This window comes from Paenibacillus cookii, assembly GCF_018333375.1.
In the GTDB taxonomy this organism is placed as follows: Bacteria; Bacillota; Bacilli; order Paenibacillales; family Paenibacillaceae; genus Paenibacillus_AQ; species Paenibacillus_AQ cookii.
The window spans coordinates 1-25,123 of the sequence record NZ_BORW01000029.1 but is presented as its reverse complement, the minus strand read 5'-3'; the positions used below and the strand labels follow the sequence as shown (position 1 = coordinate 25,123).

19 protein-coding genes and 1 rRNA gene are annotated in these 25,123 nt (G+C 50.2%); 9 read left to right on the top strand and 11 right to left on the bottom strand.

The window, feature by feature from the left end; all coding sequences use genetic code 11:
* Positions 1-160: 160 nt before the first annotated feature.
* The 10 genes from KI367_RS20480 to rpmH form a co-directional block, all read right to left on the bottom strand.
* On the bottom strand, positions 161-1,000 hold the full coding sequence (locus KI367_RS20480; RefSeq protein ID WP_212952015.1) for a ParB/RepB/Spo0J family partition protein: 840 nt from the start codon (positions 998-1,000) through the stop codon (positions 161-163).
* Positions 993-1,754, bottom strand: coding sequence for a ParA family protein (locus KI367_RS20475; RefSeq protein ID WP_212952013.1), 762 nt, complete (start codon positions 1,752-1,754; stop codon positions 993-995). The genes KI367_RS20480 and KI367_RS20475 overlap by 8 nt, the downstream gene beginning before the upstream one ends.
* A 709-nt stretch (positions 1,755-2,463) precedes the next feature.
* Positions 2,464-3,279: a nucleoid occlusion protein gene (gene noc / locus KI367_RS20470; RefSeq protein WP_036710762.1), complete on the bottom strand. Its 816-nt coding sequence runs from the start codon at positions 3,277-3,279 to the stop codon at positions 2,464-2,466.
* A gap of 1,547 nt (positions 3,280-4,826) precedes the next feature.
* Positions 4,827-5,546 (bottom strand): 16S rRNA (guanine(527)-N(7))-methyltransferase RsmG, encoded by a 720-nt coding sequence (rsmG, locus tag KI367_RS20465; RefSeq protein WP_212952011.1) that lies wholly within the window; start codon positions 5,544-5,546, stop codon positions 4,827-4,829.
* Positions 5,547-5,548: 2 nt separating this feature from the next.
* Positions 5,549-7,435 carry a tRNA uridine-5-carboxymethylaminomethyl(34) synthesis enzyme MnmG gene (gene mnmG, locus KI367_RS20460; RefSeq protein ID WP_212952009.1) on the bottom strand — a complete coding sequence of 629 codons (1,887 nt, stop codon included), beginning with the start codon at positions 7,433-7,435 and terminating at the stop codon, positions 5,549-5,551.
* A gap of 72 nt (positions 7,436-7,507) precedes the next feature.
* Positions 7,508-8,884: a tRNA uridine-5-carboxymethylaminomethyl(34) synthesis GTPase MnmE gene (gene mnmE / locus KI367_RS20455; protein ID WP_212952007.1), complete on the bottom strand. Its 1,377-nt coding sequence runs from the start codon at positions 8,882-8,884 to the stop codon at positions 7,508-7,510.
* A 211-nt stretch (positions 8,885-9,095) separates the two neighbouring features.
* Positions 9,096-9,806, bottom strand: coding sequence for an RNA-binding cell elongation regulator Jag/EloR (jag, locus tag KI367_RS20450; RefSeq protein ID WP_212952004.1), 711 nt, complete (start codon positions 9,804-9,806; stop codon positions 9,096-9,098).
* The gene (locus tag KI367_RS20445; protein WP_212952002.1) at positions 9,803-10,690 is read right to left on the bottom strand and encodes a YidC/Oxa1 family membrane protein insertase; all 888 of its coding nucleotides are present in this window, start codon (positions 10,688-10,690) and stop codon (positions 9,803-9,805) included. The genes jag and KI367_RS20445 overlap by 4 nt, the downstream gene beginning before the upstream one ends.
* Before the next feature lie 73 nt (positions 10,691-10,763).
* On the bottom strand, positions 10,764-11,114 hold the full coding sequence (rnpA, locus tag KI367_RS20440) for a ribonuclease P protein component (protein ID WP_212952000.1): 351 nt from the start codon (positions 11,112-11,114) through the stop codon (positions 10,764-10,766).
* A gap of 581 nt (positions 11,115-11,695) precedes the next feature.
* Positions 11,696-11,830: a 50S ribosomal protein L34 gene (gene rpmH / locus KI367_RS20435; protein WP_068778604.1), complete on the bottom strand. Its 135-nt coding sequence runs from the start codon at positions 11,828-11,830 to the stop codon at positions 11,696-11,698.
* A gap of 889 nt (positions 11,831-12,719) precedes the next feature.
* Between rpmH and dnaA the strand changes: the two genes are divergently transcribed.
* The 6 genes from dnaA to gyrB all read left to right on the top strand — a co-directional run bounded on the left by dnaA (position 12,720) and on the right by gyrB (position 19,205).
* Positions 12,720-14,066, top strand: a complete 1,347-nt coding sequence (gene dnaA / locus KI367_RS20430) for a chromosomal replication initiator protein DnaA (RefSeq protein WP_212951998.1) — start codon at positions 12,720-12,722, stop codon at positions 14,064-14,066.
* A 203-nt stretch (positions 14,067-14,269) separates the two neighbouring features.
* On the top strand, positions 14,270-15,412 hold the full coding sequence (dnaN, locus tag KI367_RS20425; protein WP_212951997.1) for a DNA polymerase III subunit beta: 1,143 nt from the start codon (positions 14,270-14,272) through the stop codon (positions 15,410-15,412).
* A gap of 35 nt (positions 15,413-15,447) precedes the next feature.
* The gene (gene yaaA / locus KI367_RS20420; protein ID WP_212951995.1) at positions 15,448-15,666 is read left to right on the top strand and encodes a S4 domain-containing protein YaaA; all 219 of its coding nucleotides are present in this window, start codon (positions 15,448-15,450) and stop codon (positions 15,664-15,666) included.
* A 65-nt stretch (positions 15,667-15,731) separates the two neighbouring features.
* Positions 15,732-16,844, top strand: a complete 1,113-nt coding sequence (recF, locus tag KI367_RS20415; RefSeq protein WP_212951993.1) for a DNA replication/repair protein RecF — start codon at positions 15,732-15,734, stop codon at positions 16,842-16,844.
* Between the two features lie 12 nt (positions 16,845-16,856).
* Complete coding sequence (gene remB / locus KI367_RS20410; RefSeq protein WP_036710781.1) at positions 16,857-17,108, top strand: extracellular matrix regulator RemB; 252 nt, start codon at positions 16,857-16,859, stop codon at positions 17,106-17,108.
* 183 nt (positions 17,109-17,291) lie between these two features.
* On the top strand, positions 17,292-19,205 hold the full coding sequence (gene gyrB / locus KI367_RS20405; RefSeq protein ID WP_036710784.1) for a DNA topoisomerase (ATP-hydrolyzing) subunit B: 1,914 nt from the start codon (positions 17,292-17,294) through the stop codon (positions 19,203-19,205).
* Positions 19,206-19,258: 53 nt separating this feature from the next.
* Here gyrB and KI367_RS20400 read toward each other — a convergent pair whose 3' ends face one another.
* Complete coding sequence (locus KI367_RS20400) at positions 19,259-20,083, bottom strand: YheC/YheD family protein (protein ID WP_212951991.1); 825 nt, start codon at positions 20,081-20,083, stop codon at positions 19,259-19,261.
* A 466-nt stretch (positions 20,084-20,549) separates the two neighbouring features.
* Between KI367_RS20400 and gyrA the strand changes: the two genes are divergently transcribed.
* The 3 genes from gyrA to KI367_RS20385 all read left to right on the top strand — a co-directional run.
* Positions 20,550-23,108: a DNA gyrase subunit A gene (gene gyrA / locus KI367_RS20395; protein ID WP_212951990.1), complete on the top strand. Its 2,559-nt coding sequence runs from the start codon at positions 20,550-20,552 to the stop codon at positions 23,106-23,108.
* Between the two features lie 224 nt (positions 23,109-23,332).
* The gene (locus KI367_RS20390) at positions 23,333-24,433 is read left to right on the top strand and encodes an HD-GYP domain-containing protein (RefSeq protein WP_212951988.1); all 1,101 of its coding nucleotides are present in this window, start codon (positions 23,333-23,335) and stop codon (positions 24,431-24,433) included.
* A gap of 466 nt (positions 24,434-24,899) precedes the next feature.
* A 16S ribosomal RNA gene (locus KI367_RS20385) occupies positions 24,900-25,123 on the top strand; the annotation flags it as partial.

Here is a 25,123-nt window from a genome sequence, read left to right as displayed (position 1 = left end):
ATTGCCACCGTAATAATCAAACCACGGTTAGCGGTGAAACTAGAGCATCTTTCTTAAACATTCGCTTTGCCCCATCCCTATAAAAAGAGAAAGACATATCCATTTCCCTATACAGGAATAAAGCCGGACATGTCATCTTGGCGCAATCACAAATTTACTTTTATTGCAAAAGCTCCAGCAGCCGTTCCAGATCCTGCTTGCTGTAATAGTTCAACTCGATTTTACCTTTGTCTTTGTTTTGCTTAATTTTGACCGTCGTCCGGAACCTTTCGCGCAGCGTTTCTTCCAGGCTGTCAATATAAGGATCGCGTTTTTTCACCTTGACCTTGTTTTTATCGGCCGCTTTACGATCCAGATTTTTAACGGCTTCCTCCAGATCGCGAACGCTCCATTCGTTTGCCACGCATTGTTTCGCCAGCTGTTTGATGAGATCCGAATCTTTCAATCCGACAATGGCACGGGCATGCCCCATCGATAATGTTCCACGTGAAACATAATCTTTGACTTCTTCGGGAAGCGAAAGCAGCCGCAAAAAGTTGGCGATATGGGATCTGGATTTCCCCACCTTCAGCGAGAGCTCTTCCTGCGTCAAGGAATACTGATCCATCAATCCTTGATAGGCTACCGCTACCTCCATGGCATTCAAGTTTTCACGCTGGAGGTTTTCGATGAGCGCGATTTCCATGACCTGCTGATCGCTAAACGTCCGGACAACCGCAGGAATGGTTGGTTTCCCGCATATTTGCGATGCCCGAAAACGCCGCTCTCCGGCAATGATTTCATAGCCTTTTAATACGCTCCGGACAATGATCGGCTGAATGACGCCATGCTGCCTGATCGACTCCGCCAGTTCCTGGATCGACTCTTCGTTAAAGTCTTTGCGCGGCTGATAAGGGTTTGCACGCAGTTGGCTAAGCGGGATCTCCACAATTTTGTCATCGTCGTTGATCGAAAGGGAAGGAATGAGGGCATCGAGTCCTTTGCCTAACCGTTTACTCATAAGAAATCACTTCCTTTGCCAACTCTAAATATACTTCTGCACCTTTGGAACGAGGATCGTAAGTCATAATCGATTGACCATGGGAAGGCGCTTCGCTTAAGCGGACGTTTCGAGGAATAATCGTTTTATATACTTTTTCTTGAAAATACTTCTTCACTTCTTCTATGACCTGTATGCCGAGATTCGTGCGGGCATCCAGCATCGTCAGAAGCACGCCTTCGATCTGCAGCGACGTATTCAAGTGCTTTTGAACAAGCCGAACGGAGTTGAGCAGTTGGCTTAACCCTTCGAGGGCGTAATATTCGCATTGAATCGGGATAATGACGGAGTCGGCTGCCGTCAGCGAGTTAATCGTCAAAATCCCCAACGACGGAGGGCAATCGATCAAGATGTAATCATAGTTTGCCTTCACGAGATGCAGCGATTTTTTCAAACGAAGTTCTCTGGATATGGTAGGAACCAATTCGATTTCCGCGCCTGCCAGTTGAATGGTCGCCGGAATGATATGCAGCCCTTCAACCTGTGTCTCAAGAATCGCTTCCTTAGGATGAACTTCATTGATAATGACGTCATAGATGCAGTTGGCCACATCGGCTTTATTTACGCCAACGCCACTCGTTGTATTGCCTTGCGGGTCAATGTCTACAAGCAGCACTCGTTTGCCGAGCGAAGCCAAGCCTGCTCCGAGATTGACGGAGGTTGTGGTTTTCCCTACCCCGCCCTTTTGATTTGCTATGGCAATGATTTTGGACACTCAATTTCACCTCATTGTGTATGAAAACTCTTCTTGTAGGTCACGGGATTATGTTACACAGCAAAACAATCGGCTGCATACCTCCTGAAAGAAAACGCGATTCGGAACCGACGTTCGAATGTCCGCTCCCCTTTCAGGTACTAGCTGAAACGGCTTCGCCCTGCACGAGTACATTTTCTTGCAAAAAGGAAAAACCTGAGCCTGAACCACAAGTATCGGTTTCTTCAACTTGATCTGCTTCAATGCATGCATAACACGGATGATGCGCCTATAAAATTCGATTGGGACCCTATACCGCAAATCACGTATCGCTTCCTGAAGAGTTTTCGGCAGATGGCCCTCCAACTCCCTCAAATCGATCGGCAATACAGCAAAATGCAAACCGCTCCTGGACGAGAAGCCGTTTGCTCTAACACCGGGCAGTCAACCCGCAAACCTAAATTGGCATGATGCGCAATCCAACAACTTTGGAGATCCGCATGTAGATATCAATCCTAAGAACCTGTTTGCTCTGGATAAATCGGCCATGGGATATTCAGATTCTTTGGAAACGAATCCTAAGTCTCCCCTATAGGGTACGCGTATTGTAAACAAACCCTTCCCCACGGCCCTGTCCTGGCTAACGATAATGATCTACGTCTGCGGCCCAAAACAACGCATTGCTCCAAAAAAGCGGCCTGACCAGCCGCTTGCAGTCATCCCCCTCCGATCAACGTTTGGGGATCTGTATCACGATTTCGTAATGATCTTCGTGGTCATTTTCCGTTGTTTTAATGGCCAGGCCGGAATCGGTAACCATATCGATCGACTGGCGGATCGTATTTAACGCAAGGCGCACGTCTTTCGTAAAGGAAATGCGCTTGGATTTTTTGACTTTTGAAGCTTCTTTATAAAAAGCCACCCTGGCTTCCGTCTGCTTCACGTTCAACTCTTTGGCAATAATTTCGGCAAGCAGCTTCAGCTGGAGCTCCTCCGTATCCAAGGACAACAAGGCCCGCGCATGCCGTTCGGAAATTTTGCGCTCCATCAGAGCCATCTTTACTTCCTCAGGCAAATGTAGCAGCCGAATTTTGTTGGCGATGGTTGATTGGCTTTTGCCCAGGCGCTGCGCCAGGCTTTCCTGCGTCAATTGATGAATGTCGATCAGCTTCTGGTAAGCTACCGCTTCTTCAATGGCCGTCAATCCTTCCCGCTGCAGGTTCTCGATCAACGCGATCGAAGCTGCCTGGGAATCATTAAATTCGCGAATAATCGCAGGGATCGTTTCCATCCCGAGTTTCGTTACGGCACGCCAACGCCGTTCACCGGCTATGATCTCATATTTGGAATTGCGGACACGAACAACGATCGGCTGAATGACGCCATGGGTTTTGATCGTTTGGCACAGCTCGTCAATCTTCTCGTCGTCAAAAATCGTACGGGGCTGGTATGGGCTGCTGACGATCTCCCCGACCGGAATTTGTTTCACTTCATCACTATGGTTTCGCTCCGTCAAACCAAACAATTTAGAAAATTGTTCTTTCATTCCGTATATTACCACCTAATTTCGTAATAGCACTTGGCAAAGCGCTTGGTCAACATGACTAAAACAAATCAACTTGGTTTATTTCCCAGCCATTCAGCGTATGCCACGGGACCGTTCTCAAGCTGCATCGGTGATCGCATGATCCATTCACACGAAATAGAATTAAAACAAGAGCCGGGCGTACGAATGCAACTCCCGTTATGTACACCCTGTTTCCTACCGTTTCGATACGGGGATAACTTTCCTCGACCGGGCTTCCCCAGAATCGTGGGCAATGGTTGCCCCCTGCTTGAAGCCGTCGAAAACGACCGGTTGATTCTGCGAACTTCGGCTATAAGGCGAGGAATGTTATGGGCTGCTTGAACCCAAACTTTCAACTATGGTAACTCTCTCTATTCTACCACTTTTTTTCATATAATCCTATTCTCCAAAGTCCTCTTTTTTTCCTGCCGATCAGTTATTTTTTACGGTTGAATGCTGTCAATCCGTGGATAAAAACGCAAAGTGTTTGCTTGCATTCCCGGCCTGGATCGCCTCCCATCCGCCTCGATTTGCTTTGGCTCAGTTCTTTGATCTGTGGGGAACCATCCCAGGCTGTGCAACAACCGCCACTCTCTGTCCTTTTAGTTAAAACCCCGGCCCAACCCAGATCTAACCGCTAACTTGATTCCCATCCCGGCTGCCAATCAAATCGAGAGCAAGGGAACATCCGAAGTCTAATGGTTTTATATGCCCACAATTTTGCGCTTGGTTTGATAGCTGCACAAAATAGATATCGAACAAGATAGAGTGGAAAAGGAAGATGATGATATCGAAATCAAACGCCTCGCTATTCGGATATTTCGAACATTCCCTCCCTCAAACCATCCCTTCTTTTTCACTGTTCAAACATCATTTGACGAATGGCTTATTAACTTAGGGAAACATCGTTTGCTTCTCTTGTGATTTACCTTTTAAACAACACCCGAGGCTCTTTCTACGCCAGCCTATTCCAAGCTGCACCTGTGCACAAAATGTTCGCCTTTCACATGCACGTCCCCTCTTCGCTCGATTGGGTGAAATTATGGAATCATCATTGGAAGTCCTTTTACGTTTCAGCGACGGCGCTCCTATTTAAGGATGCATGTCCGCGACAGAAACGCCACTTCATACGCACTCTTGCGGACAAGATGCCCACTCAGAAATGGACTTGAAAAGAAGTTATGCCAACCCGGGGCATTCCTCAAGCCATGCACCTCCTCCTTGGAAAAGCACACATCTTCTAGGAGGCCAGAATTGGCATTATAGCGGCTCCTGGTCTTTGCCCGTATTCCCCAATGGGGTGGAACAACAATGAGGTCTCAATACAAAAGTGAGCATATCCAAGCATGCTGCACATCACGGGAAGAGATCCGTCGTTCACCATTTTTGCCCTCAGGCAGCCGGGCAAGGGCGTCATCCACACCGTCCCTTGCCTATTCCGGCATAAAAAAAAGAGGAATGTTCCACGTGAAACATTCCTCGAAAAATCATTCCTGATGTTGTCTTTATACTTAGATGCTGTCGGTTCACAAAGGAGTCTTCAAAGCCGTACCCGCTTTACGCGGATATTTGCCAGGCGTCGCCGCCGTTTTATCGATCACGACAATATGCCGTTCGGCTTCTTCAATCGGAAGCGTAAGACGCTCTACCCGCTGCAGCTTGCCTTTAAGCTCCTTGAAACTGCGCGATGCCTCCCGGATTTCCTCATCCGGGCTGCTTCCCTTCATCGCCGTAAACACGCCGCCCACCTTCGCATAAGGAAGGCAGAATTCGTTAAGCACGGCGAGCTTGGCGACGGCACGCGCGGTGACGAGGTCGTACTGGTCCCGATGTTCCGGTTTGCGTGCCCAGTCTTCGGCCCTTCCATGCAAAAGCTGCACCTGCTCAAGGCCCGTTTCCTGCACGACATGTTTCAAAAAGTTGATCCGTTTGTTCAGCGAATCGATAATCGTCAGCTGCACATGCGGATAACAAATTTTGAGCGGAATGCCGGGGAAACCTGCGCCGGAACCGATATCGGCCATCGTACGAACGTCGTTCATATCGATATAAAAAGCAAGAGAGATCGAATCATAGAAATGCTTCGTATAGACCTGTTCGCGATCGGTAATGCCGGTCAGGTTCATCTTTTCGTTCCACTCGACAAGCTCTCTATAATAAGTTTCAAACTGTTCCAGTTGGGCCGAGGTTACCTCGACCCCTTTTTCCTGAAGACGTAACGCAAAAGCTTCTTGTATTGGATCCATAGTTAACCTCTTGCAGCCGTTACCCGGTTATAGTGCTCCAGATAAACCAGCAGGATTGAAATGTCCGCAGGCGTAACCCCGGATATGCGGGAAGCCTGGCCGATGGAAAGCGGACGGATGCTGGACAGCTTCTGCCGCGCTTCGATGGCGATACCCTCAATTTCGTTATAATCGATCGTCTCCGGAATTTTCTTCTTATCCATCTTTTTCAGGCGTTCCACATGAATCAATTGTTTTTCGATATATCCGGCATATTTGATTTGAATCTCTACCTGCTCCTTCATTTCTTCCGTAAGGTCAAACGGAGAAGGCGAGATTTCTTCGATATCGTCATGGCTGACTTCCGGACGGCGCAAAATGGTAAGCAAATTGCTTCCATCCTGGATCGGCGCCGAGCCTACCCGTTCGAGCATCGCATTCACATGCGAAGGTCCGACCTTGGTCGCCTTCAAACGTTCGATTTCTTGTTCCACCTTTTGTTTCTTATCCAGGAACTTGGCGTATCTTTCTTCGGAGATGAGGCCGATTTCATGTCCCAGCGGCGTCAAGCGCAAATCCGCGTTGTCGTGACGCAAAAGCAAGCGGTATTCCGCACGCGAAGTAAGCAGACGGTAAGGTTCATTGGTGCCCTTCGTGACGAGATCGTCAATCAACACGCCGATGTAACCTTGCGAGCGGTCCAAAATGACAGGATCCTTGCCTTGAACGCGGCGTGCTGCATTGATGCCCGCCATGATTCCTTGCCCCGCAGCTTCTTCATAACCGGAAGTACCATTGATTTGTCCGGCCGTAAACAGTCCCGGAATCAATTTCGTTTCAAGCGATGGCCACAGTTGGGTCGGAACCACCGCATCGTATTCGATCGCATAACCGTTGCGCATCATTTCCACTTTTTCCAGTCCCGGGATCGAACGCAGCATCGCGAGCTGCACATCCTCCGGCATACTGGTGGACAGTCCTTGGACATAATATTCAGACGTGTTCTTGCCTTCCGGCTCAAGGAAAATCTGATGTTTCGGCTTATCGCTGAAACGAACGATTTTATCCTCGATGGACGGGCAATAACGCGGTCCCGTACCTTCGATAATGCCGGAGAACATCGGCGCCCGGTGCAGGTTGGCGTTGATGATCTGATGCGTTTCGAGCGACGTATAGGTCAACCAGCAAGGAAGCTGTTCGTTGTCGGAGCTTTCCGTTTCATAAGAGAAAAACTTCGGTTTTTCGTCCCCGGGTTGAATTTCCGTTTTGGAAAAGTCGATCGTCGACTTGTGCACGCGCGGAGGCGTGCCTGTTTTAAAGCGGACAAGCTCAAAGCCAAGATCACGCAGGTTTTCGGCCAATTTGATCGAAGGCTGTTGGTTGTTCGGGCCGCTTTCGTACGTCATTTCACCCATAATGACTTTTCCGCGCAGGTACGTGCCGGTCGTCAATACGACCGATTTGGCGCGATAAGCGGTACCGGTTTTCGTAATGACGCCAACGCATACGCCGTTCTCCACGATCAGTTCTTCGACCATGCCTTGGCGCATCGTCAAATTCGGTTCCTTTTCCATCGTTTCTTTCATCGTGTGTTGGTACAGGAATTTATCCGCCTGAGCGCGCAGCGCGTGAACCGCCGGTCCTTTCCCTGTATTCAGCATGCGCATTTGAATGAATGTTTTGTCGATGTTGCGGCCCATTTCGCCGCCAAGGGCATCGATTTCGCGAACGACATGGCCTTTGGCCGGTCCGCCGATTGACGGATTGCACGGCATGAACGCAACCATGTCCAGATTGATCGTGATCATCAGCGTGCTGCAACCCATACGGGCCGCGGCGAGAGCCGCTTCGCAGCCGGCATGGCCGGCGCCGATGACAATGACATCAAAGCTGCCACCATCAAAACTCATATGAAAAACCTCCTTTAAATTTGAAAATGCAGATTGAGAAAATCCGATATATGTTCAGGATGTCGTCCATCCTTATTTGCCTAAGCAGAATTGCGAGAAAATTTGATCCAAAAGCGATTCGGACGCCGTATCCCCGATAATTTCGCCAAGCTGCTCCCATGCCAGCCGGACATCGATCTGGATCATGTCGATCGGGATTAGCTGCTCGGCCGCATCGTATGCATCCTGAAGCGATTTATAGGCTTTTTTCAGCAGGGCGATATGGCGTACATTGCTAACATACGTGAGGTCCGCGGTTTCGATGCTGCCGCTGAAAAAGAGCTGCGAAATGGCCGATTCCAGCGCATCGACGCCTTCCTGGGTTTTGACGGACATCGGAACGATCAAATCCTCCGGATAATAACGCAAAAGCACGTCTTTATCCAGCTGTTGAGGTAAGTCCATTTTATTCATAATGACGATGGATTGTCTACCGCGGATTTGTTCCATTAATTCCAGTTCGTCCTCATGCAGCGGCTCGCTGCCGTTCAGGACCAGCAAAATGAGATCGGCTTCGGTGACGGCATGTTTGGAGCGCTCCACCCCGATCCGTTCGACGACGTCCATCGTTTCGCGAATGCCGGCCGTGTCCAATAGCTTCAGCGGAATGTTGTTGATCGTGACAAACTCCTCGATGACGTCCCGCGTCGTCCCCGGAATATCCGTCACAATGGCACGATTCGTATGGGCGAGTGCATTCAGCAGCGAAGATTTCCCCACGTTCGGGCGTCCGACGATCGCCGTCGTGATCCCTTCGCGGAGGATTTTCCCTTGTTCGGCCGTCTTCAGCAGCTTCGTAATGCCCTGCATGACCTCCGTGCTCTTTTCCTTGATGAATTCAGCCGTCAACGACTCGACGTCATGCTCCGGATAATCGATGTTGACCTCGATATGGGCCAGCGTCTCCACCAGCGTATGGCGGAGCTTCTGGATTTGATCCGATAGCTGCCCCTCTACCTGCTTCAGCGCCACGGAAAACGCCCGGTCCGATTTCGAGCGGATCAGGTCAATAACCGCCTCCGCTTGCGACAGATCGATGCGTCCGTTAAGGAAGGCGCGTTTGGTGAATTCGCCCGGTTCGGCCAACCGAATGTCCTGCTGTAGCAGCAGATCCATCACCCTTTTCACCGAAATGACGCCGCCATGCGTGCTGATCTCCACCACGTCTTCCGTCGTAAAAGAACGCGGAGCCCGCATGACCGTAACAAGCACCTCTTCCACCCGTTCTCCGAGTTCCGGATCCACAATATGCCCATAATGGACGGTGTGGCTTTCCGCCTCCGTCAGCTTCGTTTTGCTGCGAAAAATGTTGTCTACCTCGGCAATGGAATCAGGACCGCTCACGCGAATGACCGCGATGCCCGCTTCCCCTACCGCCGTCGAAATCGCTGCAATTGTATCGCTTAGCAACGTTACTCACCTCTTCCTTTATATTGTTCGTACGGATCGTTTGCCCTTACCTCTACTCTACCCGAATCGCGAGTCATAAAGACCCTGGATAGAGCTCCTTATCTACGAAAAAAGCAATGACTTCATCAGCTGCATCAGCTGAATAAAGTCATTGCACATCATGCACGTCTTAGGACAATCTATAAGTCCCCGGGATTCCTTGAAACTCCCGTTACTTTAATGTGATGACGATACGCCGGTTCGGTTCTTCCCCTTTGCTGAATGTCTTCACCTGCGGATGATCCTGCAGTTTGGCGTGGATCACTTTCCGCTCCTGCGGAGACATCGGCTCCAGGACGACTTCCTTGCCGGAACGGATGACGCGGCCCGCAAGCCGGTCAGCCAATTCCTCCAGCGTTTTTTTGCGCCGCTCGCGGAAATTTTCGGCATCGAGCACGATGCGGATGTAACTTCCCGAATAGCGGTTGGCCACGATGTTGGCCAAATACTGCAAAGCGTCGAGGGTTTGTCCCCTTCTGCCGATGATCAGGCCCAAATCGGGCCCGAATATATGAAGCGTCGTGACATCCTTCGCATGCTGCACGTCGACGGTGACGTCCAGGCCCATGCTTTTGCCGACATCCTGAATGAATCGCACGGCTTCTTCATAAGGATCTGGATCGGCGTTTGTTTGTTCGGCCTCCGGCTCAGCCGGGTCTAATGGCAAGGATGCTGCCGTCTCGACTGGAATGGTTTCGGGTTCCGGCTCGGGCAGCAGCGTCAGCTCCACCTTCGCTTCCTTGACACCAATCAGTCCCAGGAATCCTTTTGACGGCTGCGTTACGATATTGACCGATACCCGGTCCTGGCTTACCCCGAGCTGGGCCAGCCCTTGTCTTACAGCTTCTTCAACGGTTTTTCCTGATACGACGACTTTGCTCATTTAGACTTTTTGGCCCCCTTTTTGCCTTTTCCCGCGTTTCCTTTGTTGCCTTGGCTTTTGTTCTTGCCGCCTTTGCCGCTGGCATTGCCGCCGTCAGAGGACACGGCCGCTACGTTCGCCGTCGGTCTATTGCGGTAGAGGAAGTAGTTCTGCACGATCGTGTACAGGTTACTGAAGAACCAGTACAGAGGCAGCGCAGACGGGAACTGGTAAGACATGAAGAAAATCAACACCGGATACACGAACATCATGAACTGCATGGCCCCTTGCTGCGGGGTCGGATTCATCTTAAGCATCATCCAGGTTTGCAGGAACGTCGTCGCTGCGGCAAGGAGAGGCAAAATGAACGTATGGTCCGGCTTACCCAGCTGGAGCCATAAGAAAGAATGTTCATACAAATACTTATTGTGAATAATCGAGTTATAGAGAGCGATGAATACGGGCATTTGCACGATCAGCGGCAAACAGCCCGCCATCGGATTGACCTTGTTTTCCTGGAACAAGCGCATCGTTTCCTGCTGCTGCTTTTCCGGGTTGTCTTTGTACTTCTCTTTGATTTTGGCAAGCTCAGGCTGAATCGCCTGCATCGCCTTGGAGCTTCGAACCTGTTTGATCGACAGCGGCAAAATGATCGTCCGCACGATGATCACCATCACAAGGACGGCCAGTCCATATTCGCCGTTAAACCACTGAGCAAACGTATCGAGCGCTAACGAAAAATAATAAACGACGTTTCTTTGCCAGAAACTGCCGCTGGTTTTCATGTCTTCGGTCGTATACGTTACCGAATTGGAACCGCACGCCGATAATACCATGACTGCAAGCAGCAACACTGCCGTGAGGAGGATCCATTTCCTGCCTCGTCTCGTCTTGAATAGCGACACTTCATAACCCCTCTCTGGACACTTCCGTTCAACGTAAATCATACCATAAACAATTGGACAAAGAAACCAGCTTTCAATGGCCGGGAGGCTTTAAAAGCGACGCCTTGCGCAGCACGTGCAGCACGCATTTTTCCAAGTCCTTGTACGGCAAATCCAGCGCGCCTTTGCGGACGATAAAAACAAGGTCCACATGCTCGATGAGCCGGTCCTCATGGTGGCGGACGATCTCTTTCACGAGCCGGCGCATCCGGTTGCGGACAACGGCATTGCCCACCTTTTTGCTGACGGAAATCCCTACGCGAAATTTCTCTACCTCTTTTTTGCGGAACCAATACACGACGAACTGATGGTTCGCAAAAGACTTCCCATGGCGATATACGCGACTGAAGTCCGCGCGGTTTCGTAATCGTAAACTTTTATGCAACCCGATCCCCTGCCTGCTTCTCCGCCCGGTATGCTCAGGCGGTCATTTCTTGATAATAAGCATGAAGAAATTTAAGAAAGCGAGGGCCATCGTCGGCGAAAGCATTTTTGGCGGCAAACGAACCGCCCCCTGCCTTCGCTGAAGACCAATACCATCCTCTTAAAACATCTTTTTCGATTCTTATCATCAATCTTGCGATTCGGGATACAACCGATCCCTTTGGCCCGGAAAACGGGGCGCATTTCGCATACTGCCCCCGCCTCCATCCTATTGAAAATTTTTGCTTCATATAATAGTAGGAAAAAACAGACGGCGAACCGCGGCTTCGGACGAAACGCTTTCAGCAATTTCAAGCGCCGGCAGCCGGCCGGCACGACCGCATCCGCATCCTGATCCAAAAGAAAAACGCATTTACCAGTATTGGCATTCCGCCATACCGATAAACCGGAAGCGGCAAAATCGTTTCTCCCTCTTTTTCGGGTGCTTCTGCCGGATTCCTGCCCCAAAACCGCACTCCGATCCTGGAATGTCCATCTCATTGAAGAAAAAAAGACCACCGCGGTGGTCTTTATGCACGAAATTTACGCACTCAATACTTTTCTGCCCTTCTGACGACGAGCTGCCAGCACTTTACGGCCGTTTTTCGTGCTCATTCTTTTCCGGAAGCCATGTACCTTTTTGCGTTTGCTTACATTTGGTTTAAATGTAGGTCTCATGTATTGCGCACCCCCTTACAGGATTTAAAATAACCTTTATGGTTAATTCATTTTCATTCACACAGAAAATGCCTTTATACATTTAACCATGTCAAGGGCCAAAAGTCAACCTGAACCCTTCCCCTTTTCGCATCCGAAATTCGGCCGAATCCGGCTTGTCCGCCTTTTGGGTCGTTCTTTTTCTCCCTTCGACCGCTCTTCTTCCTCTTTTTTAGAGGTTCATCCGCTCCAAACCGAACTAAAGCATGCCGCCAAGCCCAAAATCGGGAACTCTACTTCTGATCCGGGGCAATGACCACAATGACCATCCGTATTTCATTATAAAAGCTCAGTCCAAAAAGAATCATCCACAGGACGAACGTTTCCTCCCTTTCAAACCGCTCCCCCAAATTTCGGCTGGAGGGGCACAGCAAGGTTTTCCACAGGCATCTTTCGTCGCAGCATGTAAAAATCCACAGACCTTACTTATCCACTTGTTCACATAAATCGCCTCGACTTCCCTTTTTCCGGCACAACCTGTGCACAACCGATTTTCCGTTTTTAGGAATACTGTCGAAACTTAAACAATTTATAAACAATATATAGTGTTGTGAATATGATTTATACACAACTTATTGAATTTGTGGATAAAATGGACGCATACATTGATAAAAAGGGATTCTTTTGCTATGATTATATTACTTTTGGTTGTGAATATCTGTTTTCACCCATAATATTATTAACAGGCTGTGGATAAACTTGTGAACAATTTTAATTTATCCACTTTTTTTATTTTCTCCAGACCGTGAAACTTGGGGATAAATACTTCATGTTTCATTTTTTTTCGACAATTCCACTCAAGTAGCGGAGGCCAATGCCGCATTTGGAAGATTTAAAGGAGTGACAGTTAGTGGACAGCCATACTTCCGAATTATGGCAGCAAATCCTATCTATTATTCATACCAAACTAAGCAAGCCGAGCTTCGACACCTGGTTTAAAGCAACAAAAGCGATCCAAATGAATGACCACTCCATTGTCATTTCCGCGCCTACGACCTTTGCTGTTGAATGGTTGGAAAGCCGCTATACCAAGCTCGTCAGCTCGACGATCTATGAAGTGCTTGGCAAACAGGTTGACGTGAAATTCGTCATCGAAGAGAACAAGCCTGCAGAAGTCGTTCCCCAGCAGCCCGCTCCAATGCCTCAGGTGACCCAAGAAGAAGCATTCACCCATATGCTGAATCCGAAATACACCTTCGATACGTTCGTGATCGGATCCGGGAACCGGTTCGCCCATGCGGCATCGCTCGCCGTCGCCGAGGCGCCGGCCAAAGCATACAACCCTTTGTTTTTGTACGGAGGGGTCGGGCTGGGAAAAACGCACTTGATGCATGCGATCGGCCATTACATTCTGGAACATAACCCTGCAAGCCGCGTCGTGTACATTTCCTCGGAGAAATTCACGAATGAATTCATCAACTCCATCCGGGACAACCGGGCGGAAAGCTTTCGCAACAAATATCGCAACGTAGACATTTTGCTGATTGACGACATTCAATTCCTGGCTGGGAAAGAATCGACTCAGGAGGAATTTTTCCATACATTTAACGCGCTGCATGAGGAACAGAAGCAAATCATCATCTCCAGCGACAGGCCGCCGAAGGAAATTCCGACGCTGGAAGACCGGCTGCGTTCCCGTTTCGAATGGGGACTCATCACCGACATTCAGCCGCCGGACTTGGAAACGCGGATCGCCATTTTGCGCAAAAAAGCGAAGGCCGAAAATCTCGACATCCCGAACGAAGCGATGATGTACATCGCCAACCAGATCGACACGAACATCCGGGAGCTCGAGGGCGCCCTTATCCGGGTCGTCGCCTATTCGTCGCTCACCAATCAGGACGTCACCACGCACCTGGCTGCCGAAGCGCTGAAGGACATCATCCCTTCCAGCCGTCCGAAGATGATCACCATCCAGGACATCCAGCAGAAAGTCGGGGAATACTACAATTTGAAGCTGGAAGACTTTAAGGCGCGCAAACGAACCAAAGCCGTCGCCTTCCCTCGCCAGATCGCCATGTATCTCTCGCGCGAGCTGACGGATTTTTCCCTGCCCAAAATCGGGGAAGCTTTCGGAGGCCGGGACCATACGACGGTGATCCATGCGCACGAAAAAATATCCCAGTCGCTGAAAACCGACCAGGATCTGTTTAAAGTGATCAATAACATTACAGAAAAAATCAAAAATCCGACCTGAACAAGTTCAAAGCCTATGCACAATCTATACACATGTGGATAGGCTTAATTTGTTGAGGTTTCGTGGGCTTATCCACATATTCAGCGCCCCTACTGCTATTACTATGTTTTAAATATAAAAAATATAACCATAAAAGCTGCGCAAAAGAGGAACGGACATCATGCTGCCTCTGCCAGCCGAAATTTCCTGCTAGGAGTGAAAAGATGAAAATCAGCATTCTCAAAAACGTCCTTAACGAATCCATTCAGCATGTATCCAAAGCGATTTCCAGCCGCACTACCATTCCGATTCTCGGAGGCATCAAGCTGGACGTGACCTACCAAGGGGTGACGCTGACCGCCAGCGATACGGACATTTCCATTCAATCGTTTATTCCAGCCGAAGATGCCGACCGGACGATCGTGCAGGTGGAGAGAATCGGCAGCGTCGTTTTGCCTGCCAAGTTTTTCGTGGAAATCATCAAAAAGCTGCCTTCCCAAGAAATCCAAATGGAGGTCAAAGAGCAATTCCAGACCTTCATTTCTTCCGGTTCGACGGAAATTCAAATGGTCGGGCTGGATCCGGAGGAATTCCCGGTGCTGCCTGACATCGAAGGCAACCAGACGATTTCCCTCCCGGGAGCGCTGCTGAAAAACATGATCCGCCAGACGGTGTTTGCCATCTCCACGCAGGAGACGACTCCGATTTTGACCGGCGTCCTTTGGAACCTGGACCATAACGACCTGAAATTTACGGCGACGGACCGCCACCGCCTTGCCACGCGTTCGGCCCACCTGGAGGGAGCGGATGACGTGAAGTTCAGCAATGTCGTCATTGCCGGCAAAACGCTGAACGAGCTGAGCAAAATCATTCCGGACCAAAACACGCTGATCGATATCGTCGTGGCCGACAACCAGGTGCTGTTCAAGCTGGACCGCGTCCTGTTCTATTCCCGTATTCTGGATGGCATTTACCCGGATACTACTAGAATTATTCCGACAACCTACAAAACAGAACTGATTTTGGACACCAAAAAATTGAGCGAGTCGATCGACCGCGCTTATTTGTTGTCCCGCGAGGAAAAAACGAACATCGTTCGCCTGCAGACGATGGAAAACGGCGGGATCGAAATTTCGTCCAGCTCGTCCGAGCTCGGGAAAGTGCGCGAAGAACTGGATGTCATCGACTTCAAAGGCGAGCCGCTGCGCATCTCCTTTAACTCCAAATATATGCTCGACGTGCTGAAAATCGTGGAAAGCGAACAGCTGATGATCGCCTTTACCGGCATGATGAGCCCGATTATCCTCAAGCCGTTGGATGACAGCCAAAGCTCTTACGTCATTTTGCCTTACCGGACAACGAACTAAAGCAGCCAAAGTTATCAACAGGAAGGGCGTTTGCGATGAAAAAAATATTTATCCACAGTGAATATATCAAGCTGGATCAATTTTTGAAGCTGGCCGATTGCATATCCACAGGCGGGATGGCGAAAGCCCTTCTTGCGGAAGGCCATGTGCTTGTGAATGGAGAGCCTGAGGAACGCCGGGGGCGCAAGCTGTATCCGGGCGATCGGGTGAGCGTAGAGGATTGCGGCGAGTTTACCGTATCCAGGGAGTCCTGATATACTCCTCATAAAGACGTGCTCCGGCGCGGGTCGATTCGGCGGGAGATGGGGAGGAAGCATACGTGTTTGTAAAAAGCATCAGCCTGCAGCATTACCGCAACTACGAAGAGCTCCGATTGGATTCCTTCAGCGACGTCAATCTGCTGATCGGGCAAAACGCCCAGGGGAAGACCAATTTGGTTGAAGCTATTTTTGTTCTGGCCTTAACGAAAAGCCACCGGACCTCGAGAGACCGCGAGCTCATCTCCTTCCAGGAAAAAAGCGCGCATGTTTCCGCGGCGGTGGAACGGAAATACGGACAGCTGACGCTCGACTTGAATTTATCCCCGCAAGGGAAGAAAGCAAAAATCAACGGTCTGGAGCAGCGCAAACTGAGCGATTTCATCGGATCGCTGAACGTCGTCATGTTTGCGCCCGAGGACCTGGAAATCGTAAAGGGAACGCCAGGCGTACGCCGGCGTTTTCTTGACATGGAGATCGGACAGGTTCAACCGGGGTATTTATACCATTTGCAGCAGTACCAGAAAGTGCTGAACCAGCGGAACAACCTGCTCAAGCAAATGTGGGGCAAGGACAAGCCGCAGCAGGGGCTTCTGGAGGTCTGGGACCAGCAGCTTGCCGAACATGGTGTTAAAATCATCAAAAAGAGGAAACAATTTATCTTAAAGCTGCAAAAATGGGCCGAGTCCATCCACCACGGCATTACGAACGGCAGCGAGGACCTCAAGCTTGTCTATGTTCCGTCGTTTGGCGAAGAGGCGGAGGAAGATGAAGCTTATCTTTTCGAACAATTTATGTTAAAATTATCACAACTGAAAGATCAGGAGCTTCGGCGCGGGATGACGCTTGCCGGGCCTCATCGCGACGATGTGGCCTTTTATATCAACGGCAAGGAAGTGCAGACCTACGGATCCCAGGGGCAGCAGCGCACTACGGCACTGTCGCTGAAACTGGCGGAAATCGAACTGATCCATGAAGAGATCGGCGAATATCCCGTCCTGCTTTTGGATGACGTGTTGTCCGAACTGGATCCTTACCGCCAGACGCAGCTGATCGAAACCTTTCAGACCAAAGTGCAAACCTTTATCACGGCGACGGGGATCGAGAGCCTGAATACCGATAAACTGAAAAAGGCCAGCGTTTTTCACGTCCACGACGGACGGATTGGCTCTTAAGGAGTTGGGAGTATGTATATTCACCTGGGCGGCGAAAGAATTATCCGCTCCGCGGAATTGGTCGCCATTTTCGACGTTTCGATCGAGAAATCCTCAAAAATATCCAAGCAGTTTGTCAGTCACGCCTGCGAGCACAAAAACGTGGAGTTCATCGGCGAAGAGGAGCCCAAGTCGATCGTGATCACGAAGAGCACGGTTTATTATTCCCCGATTTCCTCGTCGACACTCAAAAAACGGGCGAAGGTATTTGTGGCCAACGCTTAATATATACGAAAATCATGGGTTGAACTCTCTGAATCCGGCAAGACGGTTTCGCACGAGAGTTTTTGCTGCGATAAAGCGCGATTTTTTATTTACGATGTTGCAATATCCCTAGCAGGAGATTCCTTTTCCATGCAGTTGTACTCGCAACAGCAGATTTAGAATTTATAGAAGTAGGTGACAGGCATGTCTATGAATCAACCGCAATATGATGAGAGTCAGATTCAGGTTCTGGAGGGTCTGGAAGCCGTCCGCAAACGTCCAGGTATGTATATCGGGTCCACAAGCTCCAAAGGCCTTCACCATCTCGTATGGGAAGTTGTGGACAACAGTATCGACGAAGCGATGGCCGGCATATGCGATCACATCGAGGTCATCGTTCACAAGGATAACAGCATTACCGTCGTCGATAACGGGCGGGGCATTCCGGTCGGCGAACATCCCAAGATGAAAAAATCCACGCTTGAAGTCGTTATGACCGTTCTGCATGCAGGCGGTAAATTCGGCGGCGGCGGATACAAGGTTTCCGGCGGTTTGCACGGCGTGGGCGTGTCTGTCGTGAACGCGCTGTCGACCAAAGTGGTCGTGCAGGTCAAGCGTGACGGCCATATCTATCAGCAGGAATACCATCGCGGCGTTCCTCAATACGATATCAAAATCATCGGGGACACCGATGATCACGGTACGACGGTAACGTTCCTGCCCGATCCGGAAATTTTCACCGAGACCACGGAATACGACTACAACACGCTGCTTACCCGGATCAGAGAACTGGCTTTCCTGAACAAAGGCATTGCCCTGACGTTGACGGACGAACGGACGGGCGCTTCCAACTACTTCAAATACGAGGGCGGGATTATCGAATACGTCAAATATTTGAACGAGAAAAAGGAACCGCTCCATGAGCAGCCGATTTACGTCGAAGGCGCGCGCGACATGATCCAGGTCGAAATCGCGCTGCAGTACAACGATAGCTATACGGAGAATATTTATTCTTTCGCGAATAACATCAACACGCATGAAGGCGGTACGCACGAATCCGGCTTTAAGAGCGCGCTGACGCGGATCATCAACGATTATGCCCGCAAAAGCGGCATGATTAAAGACAGCAACGGCAACCTGACCGGCGACGACGTCCGCGAGGGTCTGACGGCCATCATTTCCGTCAAGATTCCGGAGCCCCAGTTCGAAGGCCAGACCAAAACCAAGCTGGGCAACAGCGAAGTGCGCGGCATCGTGGAATCCCTGTTTTCCGAGAAGCTGCAGGAGTTTTTGGGCGAAAACCCTGCCGTATCCAAACGGATCCTGGAAAAAGCGCTGCAGGCATCCCGTGCCCGCGAAGCCGCCCGCAAAGCCCGCGAACTGACGCGCCGCAAAAGTGCGTTGGAAATCAGCGCGCTGCCGGGCAAGCTGGCCGACTGCTCCTCCAAGGACGCATCGATCTGCGAGCTGTACATCGTCGAAGGCGACTCCGCCGGCGGCTCGGCCAAACAAGGCCGTGACCGGCACTTCCAGGCGATTTTGCCGATTCGCGGTAAAATTTTGAACGTGGAAAAAGCGAGACTGGACCGCATCTTGTCCAACATGGAGATTCGCGCCATGGTTACGGCCATGGGGACGGGGATCGGCGATGAAGACTTCGATATCTCGAAGGCTCGTTACCATAAGCTGATTATCATGACCGATGCCGACGTCGACGGAGCGCACATCCGTACGCTGCTGCTGACGTTCTTCTACCGGTATATGCGGCAGCTGCTAGAAGCGGGGTACGTGTACATCGCGCAGCCGCCATTGTTCAAGATCGAGCGCAACAAAACGATTCGGTACGCCAATTCGGAGAAGGAGCGCGACGAAATCATCGCTTCCTTCGGCGAAAACGCGAAATATACGATCCAGCGTTACAAAGGTTTGGGCGAGATGAACCCTGAACAGCTTTGGGAAACGACGATGGACCCTGATAGCCGCACCATGCTGCAGGTGACGATCGAGGATGCGATGCAGGCGGATATTTTGTTCGATACCCTGATGGGGGATAACGTCGAACCTCGCCGCGACTTCATCCACGAGCATGCCAAACACGTCAAAAACCTGGATATTTAAATCAAGACAGGAAGGAGCCCGCGCGGCTCCTTCTTTTTTTTGCGTATTTTTGCTTATGCCTTCGATTTGCGTCGGCCCTTGGGAGCGGAAATGCGCCCATAAGCGATCGCATATCGCTCGATGCGGCGGTACACGCTTTTGTCCTTGAAGAACTTTTTGAACGGAAAAATAGCCGGGAGCGTGTTCACCTCCAAAATCCATGGATACAAGTCTTTGTCCAGGGCGATGTCCAGACCGAGCTCTTTTAATCGCGGGTATTCCTTCTGCAGCTGTTTCCCCGTATCCTCGCCCAGGGCGTACAGCTGTTTTTCAAGCGCGTTGATTTCTTGCCGGGAAGCATGATCGCTAAGCACCTCATGAAGAAGTTTTGCCGAGCCGCCGCTGTGGTAGTTGGTGATGACTTTGTTTTTGGCCGCCACCCGAGCAATTACGCCTGTCGACTCCCAGGTGCCATGAGGCGTTTTTTGCGTCAAGACCCTGAGGTCGAAAGAACGGTCCTTGTGTTTAAGTTTGGCAATGCCGTGCTGGATAAGATAAACCTTTTTGCCGATCTGGTTGCGTACGGCACGGTGAAGGTCATTTAAGGAATTGAATTCCTCGATGCTGGTACCGTAATGAAGCCTGTATCGTTCGGGGACGGATGTCCCGTTTTGGATTTCTACGGAATCTTCGGTTTCCGTAAAACGCTCGGCGCACATCACGCCGTTGCCGTACGTCCCGACATCGGGTTTGATGTACACCATCGTTTCGTCTTTCAGCATTTCGTTAAGCGCATCCTGCGAGTATTTCATCGTAAGGGGAATATAGGCCGCAGTTTGTTTATTGCGCATCAGCACCTTGGTTTTGGCCCATTTGCTCGAAACACGCTGTATGGACAAGTCATCGCATCCTTTCCGTGAAGGTTGTAGTAGGAAGCAGGGGGAACAAAGGCGGTCGAGAATTGTAAAATGCTTCATGGAATGCGTAAAACATAGGACAAGGGAGCAAATGAATGGTATAATATGAAGATATGGATAATTGAAATTTTAGACTCCCGAAACATAAATCCTTTTGCCTATCAGTATATGTCCCGGGCAGGAAGAGGGTAGGGCGAATCCCCAGAACAGAGGCAAGTTGGGCGACCGGTCATCTAGACAAGGCCAAACGTTTAATTGTGCTCTTTTTGTGAAAGTAATATAATAAAGATTAGTGGTTTTTATCTATTTTGGCACATGAAGCGGTACTGCTTTCCCCGTTCGCCGGCGGATTGCGGCTTGCCGTTTTATGCCCGTATGGAAGTAAAAGATTCGTTGATTCTATATAGGCCGTATGCTTGTTTGTTGAGGGAAATGGAGGAGGTCCACCATGGCGGAAGAAAAAAATCCCCAGATTAAGGAGCGGGACATTGGTGTGGAAATGCGCGAGTCCTTTATGGACTATGCGATGAGCATCATTGTGAGCCGGGCTTTGCCGGATGTGCGCGATGGACTCAAGCCGGTACACCGGCGCGTGCTCTATGCGATGTCGGAGCTTGGCTTGTCGCCGGATAAGCCGTTTAAAAAATCGGCGAGAATCGTCGGCGAGGTCATCGGTAAGTACCATCCGCACGGTGACGCGCCTGCTTATGAGACAATGGTCCGCATGGCCCAGGATTTTTCGATGCGCTATATGCTTGTCGAAGGGCACGGCAACTTTGGCTCCATCGACGGAGACGCTCCGGCCGCGATGCGTTATACCGAAGCACGGCTTTCGAAGATCGCCCAGGAGATGCTGCGCGACATTAACAAAGAAACCATTGATTTTACAGAAAACTATGACGGTGAAGAGCTGGAGCCCGTCGTGCTGCCTGCGCGGTATCCGAACCTTTTGGTGAATGGCGTTTCGGGTATCGCCGTCGGGATGGCGACGAATATTCCGCCGCATAATCTCGGCGAGGTCATTGACGGGGTGCTTGCCCTGATCAAAAATCCCGACATTACTTCACTGGAATTGATGGAATATATTAAGGGGCCGGATTTCCCGACCGCCGGTTATGTCCTCGGACGCCATGGCATCCGCCAGGCTTACGAAACCGGCCGCGGCTCCGTCACGATGCGTGCCAAAGCCGAGATTGAAGAGAACAACGGCAAGGCGCGGATTATCGTTACCGAGCTTCCGTACCAGGTCAACAAGGCCCGTCTGGTCGAAAAAATCGCGGAACTCGTGCGCGAAAAAAGACTGGACGGCATTACCGACCTGCGGGACGAATCCGACCGTAACGGTATGCGGGTCGTCGTCGAACTTCGCCGTGACGTGAACCCGAGCGTTATGCTGAACAATTTGTACAAGCATACGGCGATGCAATCCACGTTCGGCATCAATATGCTGGCGATCGTCAAAAACGAACCGAAGGTGCTGAGCTTAAGGGACGTTTTGAACTACTACCTGGAGCATCAGGTCGAGGTTATTCGCCGGCGGACGGAATACGATTTGAAAAAAGCCGAAGCGCGCGCCCATATTCTCGAAGGTTTGCGCGTCGCTTTGGATCATTTGGACGAAGTCATCTCGATTATCCGTTCCTCGCAAACGACCGATATCGCCCGCGATCGTTTGATCGAACGCTTCGGACTGAGCAACGAGCAGACGCAAGCGATTCTCGAGATGCGTTTGCAGCGCCTGACCGGACTGGAACGCGAGAAAATAGAAAATGAATACCAGGAACTGATGGTTAAGATTGCCGAATATAAAGAAATTTTGGCCAACCAGCATTTGGTGCTGGAAATCATCAGCAACGAGCTGATCGAAATCAAAGAACGTTTCGCCGATGAGCGCCGTACCGAAATTACGATTGGCGAAGAGAGCATTTTGGACGAGGATCTCATTCCGCGCGAGGAAGTGGTCATCACCATTACGCATACCGGCTACGTCAAACGGCTGCCGGCCAATACGTACCGCAGCCAAAAACGCGGCGGACGCGGCGTCGTGGGGATGGATACGAAGGACGAGGATTTCGTCGAGCATTTGTTCGTCACCAACTCCCACCATTACCTGATGTTCTTTACCGATCGGGGCAAGGTGTACCGGCTTAAAGCGTATGAGATTCCTGAGCTTAGCCGAACCGCCCGGGGCACGGCGATCATCAACCTGATCCAGATCGAACAGGGAGAGACGATCAATGCCGTCATTCCGGTGGAAGAGTTCGAAAACGACAAATACCTGTTCTTCGTAACGCGGAGCGGGATCGTCAAAAAAACGCCGCTTGAGGATTACGTCAATATCCGCAAAGGCGGTTTGATCGCAATCAACCTACGTGAAGATGATTCCCTGATCGAGGTCAAATTAACCGACGGCCAGCAGGAAGTCATCATGGCGACGGCACAGGGAATGTCGATCCGGTTCTCGGAAAACGACGTTCGTTCCATGGGCCGGAGCGCAACCGGCGTCAAAGGGATCACGCTGGATGATGACGATCATGTCATCGGCATGGACGTCGTCGACAAGGATCTGGACACGCTGATCGTTACGGCGAAGGGGTACGGCAAGCGGACGCCTCTGAGCGATTACCGTTCGCAAACACGCGGCGGCAAGGGGATCAAGACGTTGAACGTGACCGAGAAAAACGGTCCGGTCGTAGGCCTCAAGGTCGTAAAACCGGATGAGGATCTGATGATCATTACGTCGAGCGGTACCCTGATCCGCACCAGCATCGACGGCATTTCCATTATGGGCCGTTATACGCAGGGCGTGAAGCTCATCAACATCCGCGAGGACGATACCGTTGCCACGGTATGCCGCGTCGATAAGAGCGAGGAGCCGGAAGAAGGAGAAGAAGGCGTTGAGTCCGAGGAGAACGGAATGAATCCTTCGTCCGACGCGGAAGCGCCGGCGAATGGAGCAGAAGAGGAAGCGAATTCGGACGCGGACGATTCCTCCGATGAAGCGTAAACGATAATCGAAAGAGCATGGCTTTTGAGCGATCAGAAGCTGTGCTCTTTTTTTGTTCAAACCATCTGGATATAAAAAAAACTCATTGTTTTCATTTATGCCAAAAAAGGGGAACATCGTCGTTTCATAAACTGTTAATAAAGATTGTACAGACCTGCTTTACGTAATATAATGGAGTATATTGCCATTATCCATGGATAAAAGTTAGCGAGGGAATCATCGTTATGGCCAGCATATCTATTTCCGAATTGAAACCTGGTATCAAGCTAGAAAAAGATGTACATACACCGCTGGGCGGATTGCTGATGCGCAAAGGCACGGTTCTCCTCCCGCGCGATTTGGATATTTTGCGTGCTTTTATGGTGCCGCAGGTCGAAGTGGATATGGGGGAGGCGGAACCCCAAAACGGATTCTCAAACGCTGTGGGCCAGGTCGCGGCCGCATACGAGCGGGCAGTGGACGACCCGGCATTGCCGACCAAAATGGCCTCTTTTTATGAGGAATACGAAAAATTGATTTCGTTGATGAAAAGCGCTCATCAATCCGTTATTGCCGGGGGGCTGCCGATATATGAGCTTCGCAACCAACTCGAAGCGGCTATCGGACATATCAAGGAATATAATCCGTTGACGTTCGTCCCAAGAACGATGAATGAGTATGACTATATATTCCATAACAGCGTATTATGCGCACTTTCTTCGTATTTGCTTGCCAAATGGAGCGGGCTGCAGCAGAAGGATTGGATGCAGGCCGCGTTTGCGGGCCTTTTCCATGATATCGGAAATGCCAAGATCGATCCGGCGATATTGTATAAACCCAGTCCTCTGACCGTTGCGGAAGCGGAGGAGATGCGCAGGCATACGGCATACGGCTACCAAATCCTAAAAAACGTCAAAGCCATCAACGAAGGCGTCAGGCTTGCGGCGCTTCAGCATCACGAAAAAATCGATGGAACGGGTTATCCGCTTCGGCTTGAGGGCAGCAAAATCCATGTCTACGCCAAAATCGTGGGGATCACGGATATTTTCCATGCCATGACTCTTCGCCGAATTTACCGGAAGGCTCAGTCGCCGTACATCGTGTTGGAGCAAATTCATTCCGAGGCATTCGGCAAGCTGGATCCGACGCTCGTCCGAATATTTATCCAAAAGGCGACGGAGTTCCACAACGGCACAAAGGTACGGCTTAGTAATCATCAAATCGGGGAAATCGTGTTTACGGACCGAAATCAACCGACGCGTCCTATGGTGTCCATTGGCGGCGAAATTATTAATTTAGCGCAAAAACCCCAATTGTACATTGAAGAAGTTTTATCTTCAAATTAAATAGTTGACATACTTAACGAAGCTGTGTTATATTAATTCTTGTCTTCACAAAGACATGATGAAATAGAATGCAGCTTTTAAAATGTTTTTCAACAAACTTTCAAAAAAAGCTTGCATTAAGAAACAAAACATGATATATTATAAAAGTTGCTGCTGAACACAACGGCGGCGGCGAAAACGAAATGTTTGATCTTTGAAAACTGAACAACGAGTGAGATATGAGGTTTCGGCAACGAAACCGAAACGCGAAGCAAACCTGTTCAAGCCTATGGCTGGATGGTTTGCGGAGCAAACAATGAGAATTTATATAATGAAATTTCCGATTAGGCTTTGCTCAATCGAAAAATTCATTATTTCTCGTCAGATTCAAAATGAGCTAAGAGCTCTTTCGAAGATGCGGATTGAAAATGATCGACTCAGCCGAGTTTGACCCATTTTCAATCGTCGGTCGAACGAAGTTCGACCTTTCTTGGAGAGTTTGATCCTGGCTCAGGACGAACGCTGGCGGCGTGCCTAATACATGCAAGTCGAGCGGACCTTAGCGATCTTCGGATCGCTCTTGGTTAGCGGCGGACGGGTGAGTAACACGTAGGCAACCTGCCCGTAAGACCGGGATAACTACCGGAAACGGTAGCTAATACCGGATAATTTATCGCTTCGCATGGAGCGGTAATGAAAGACGGAGCAATC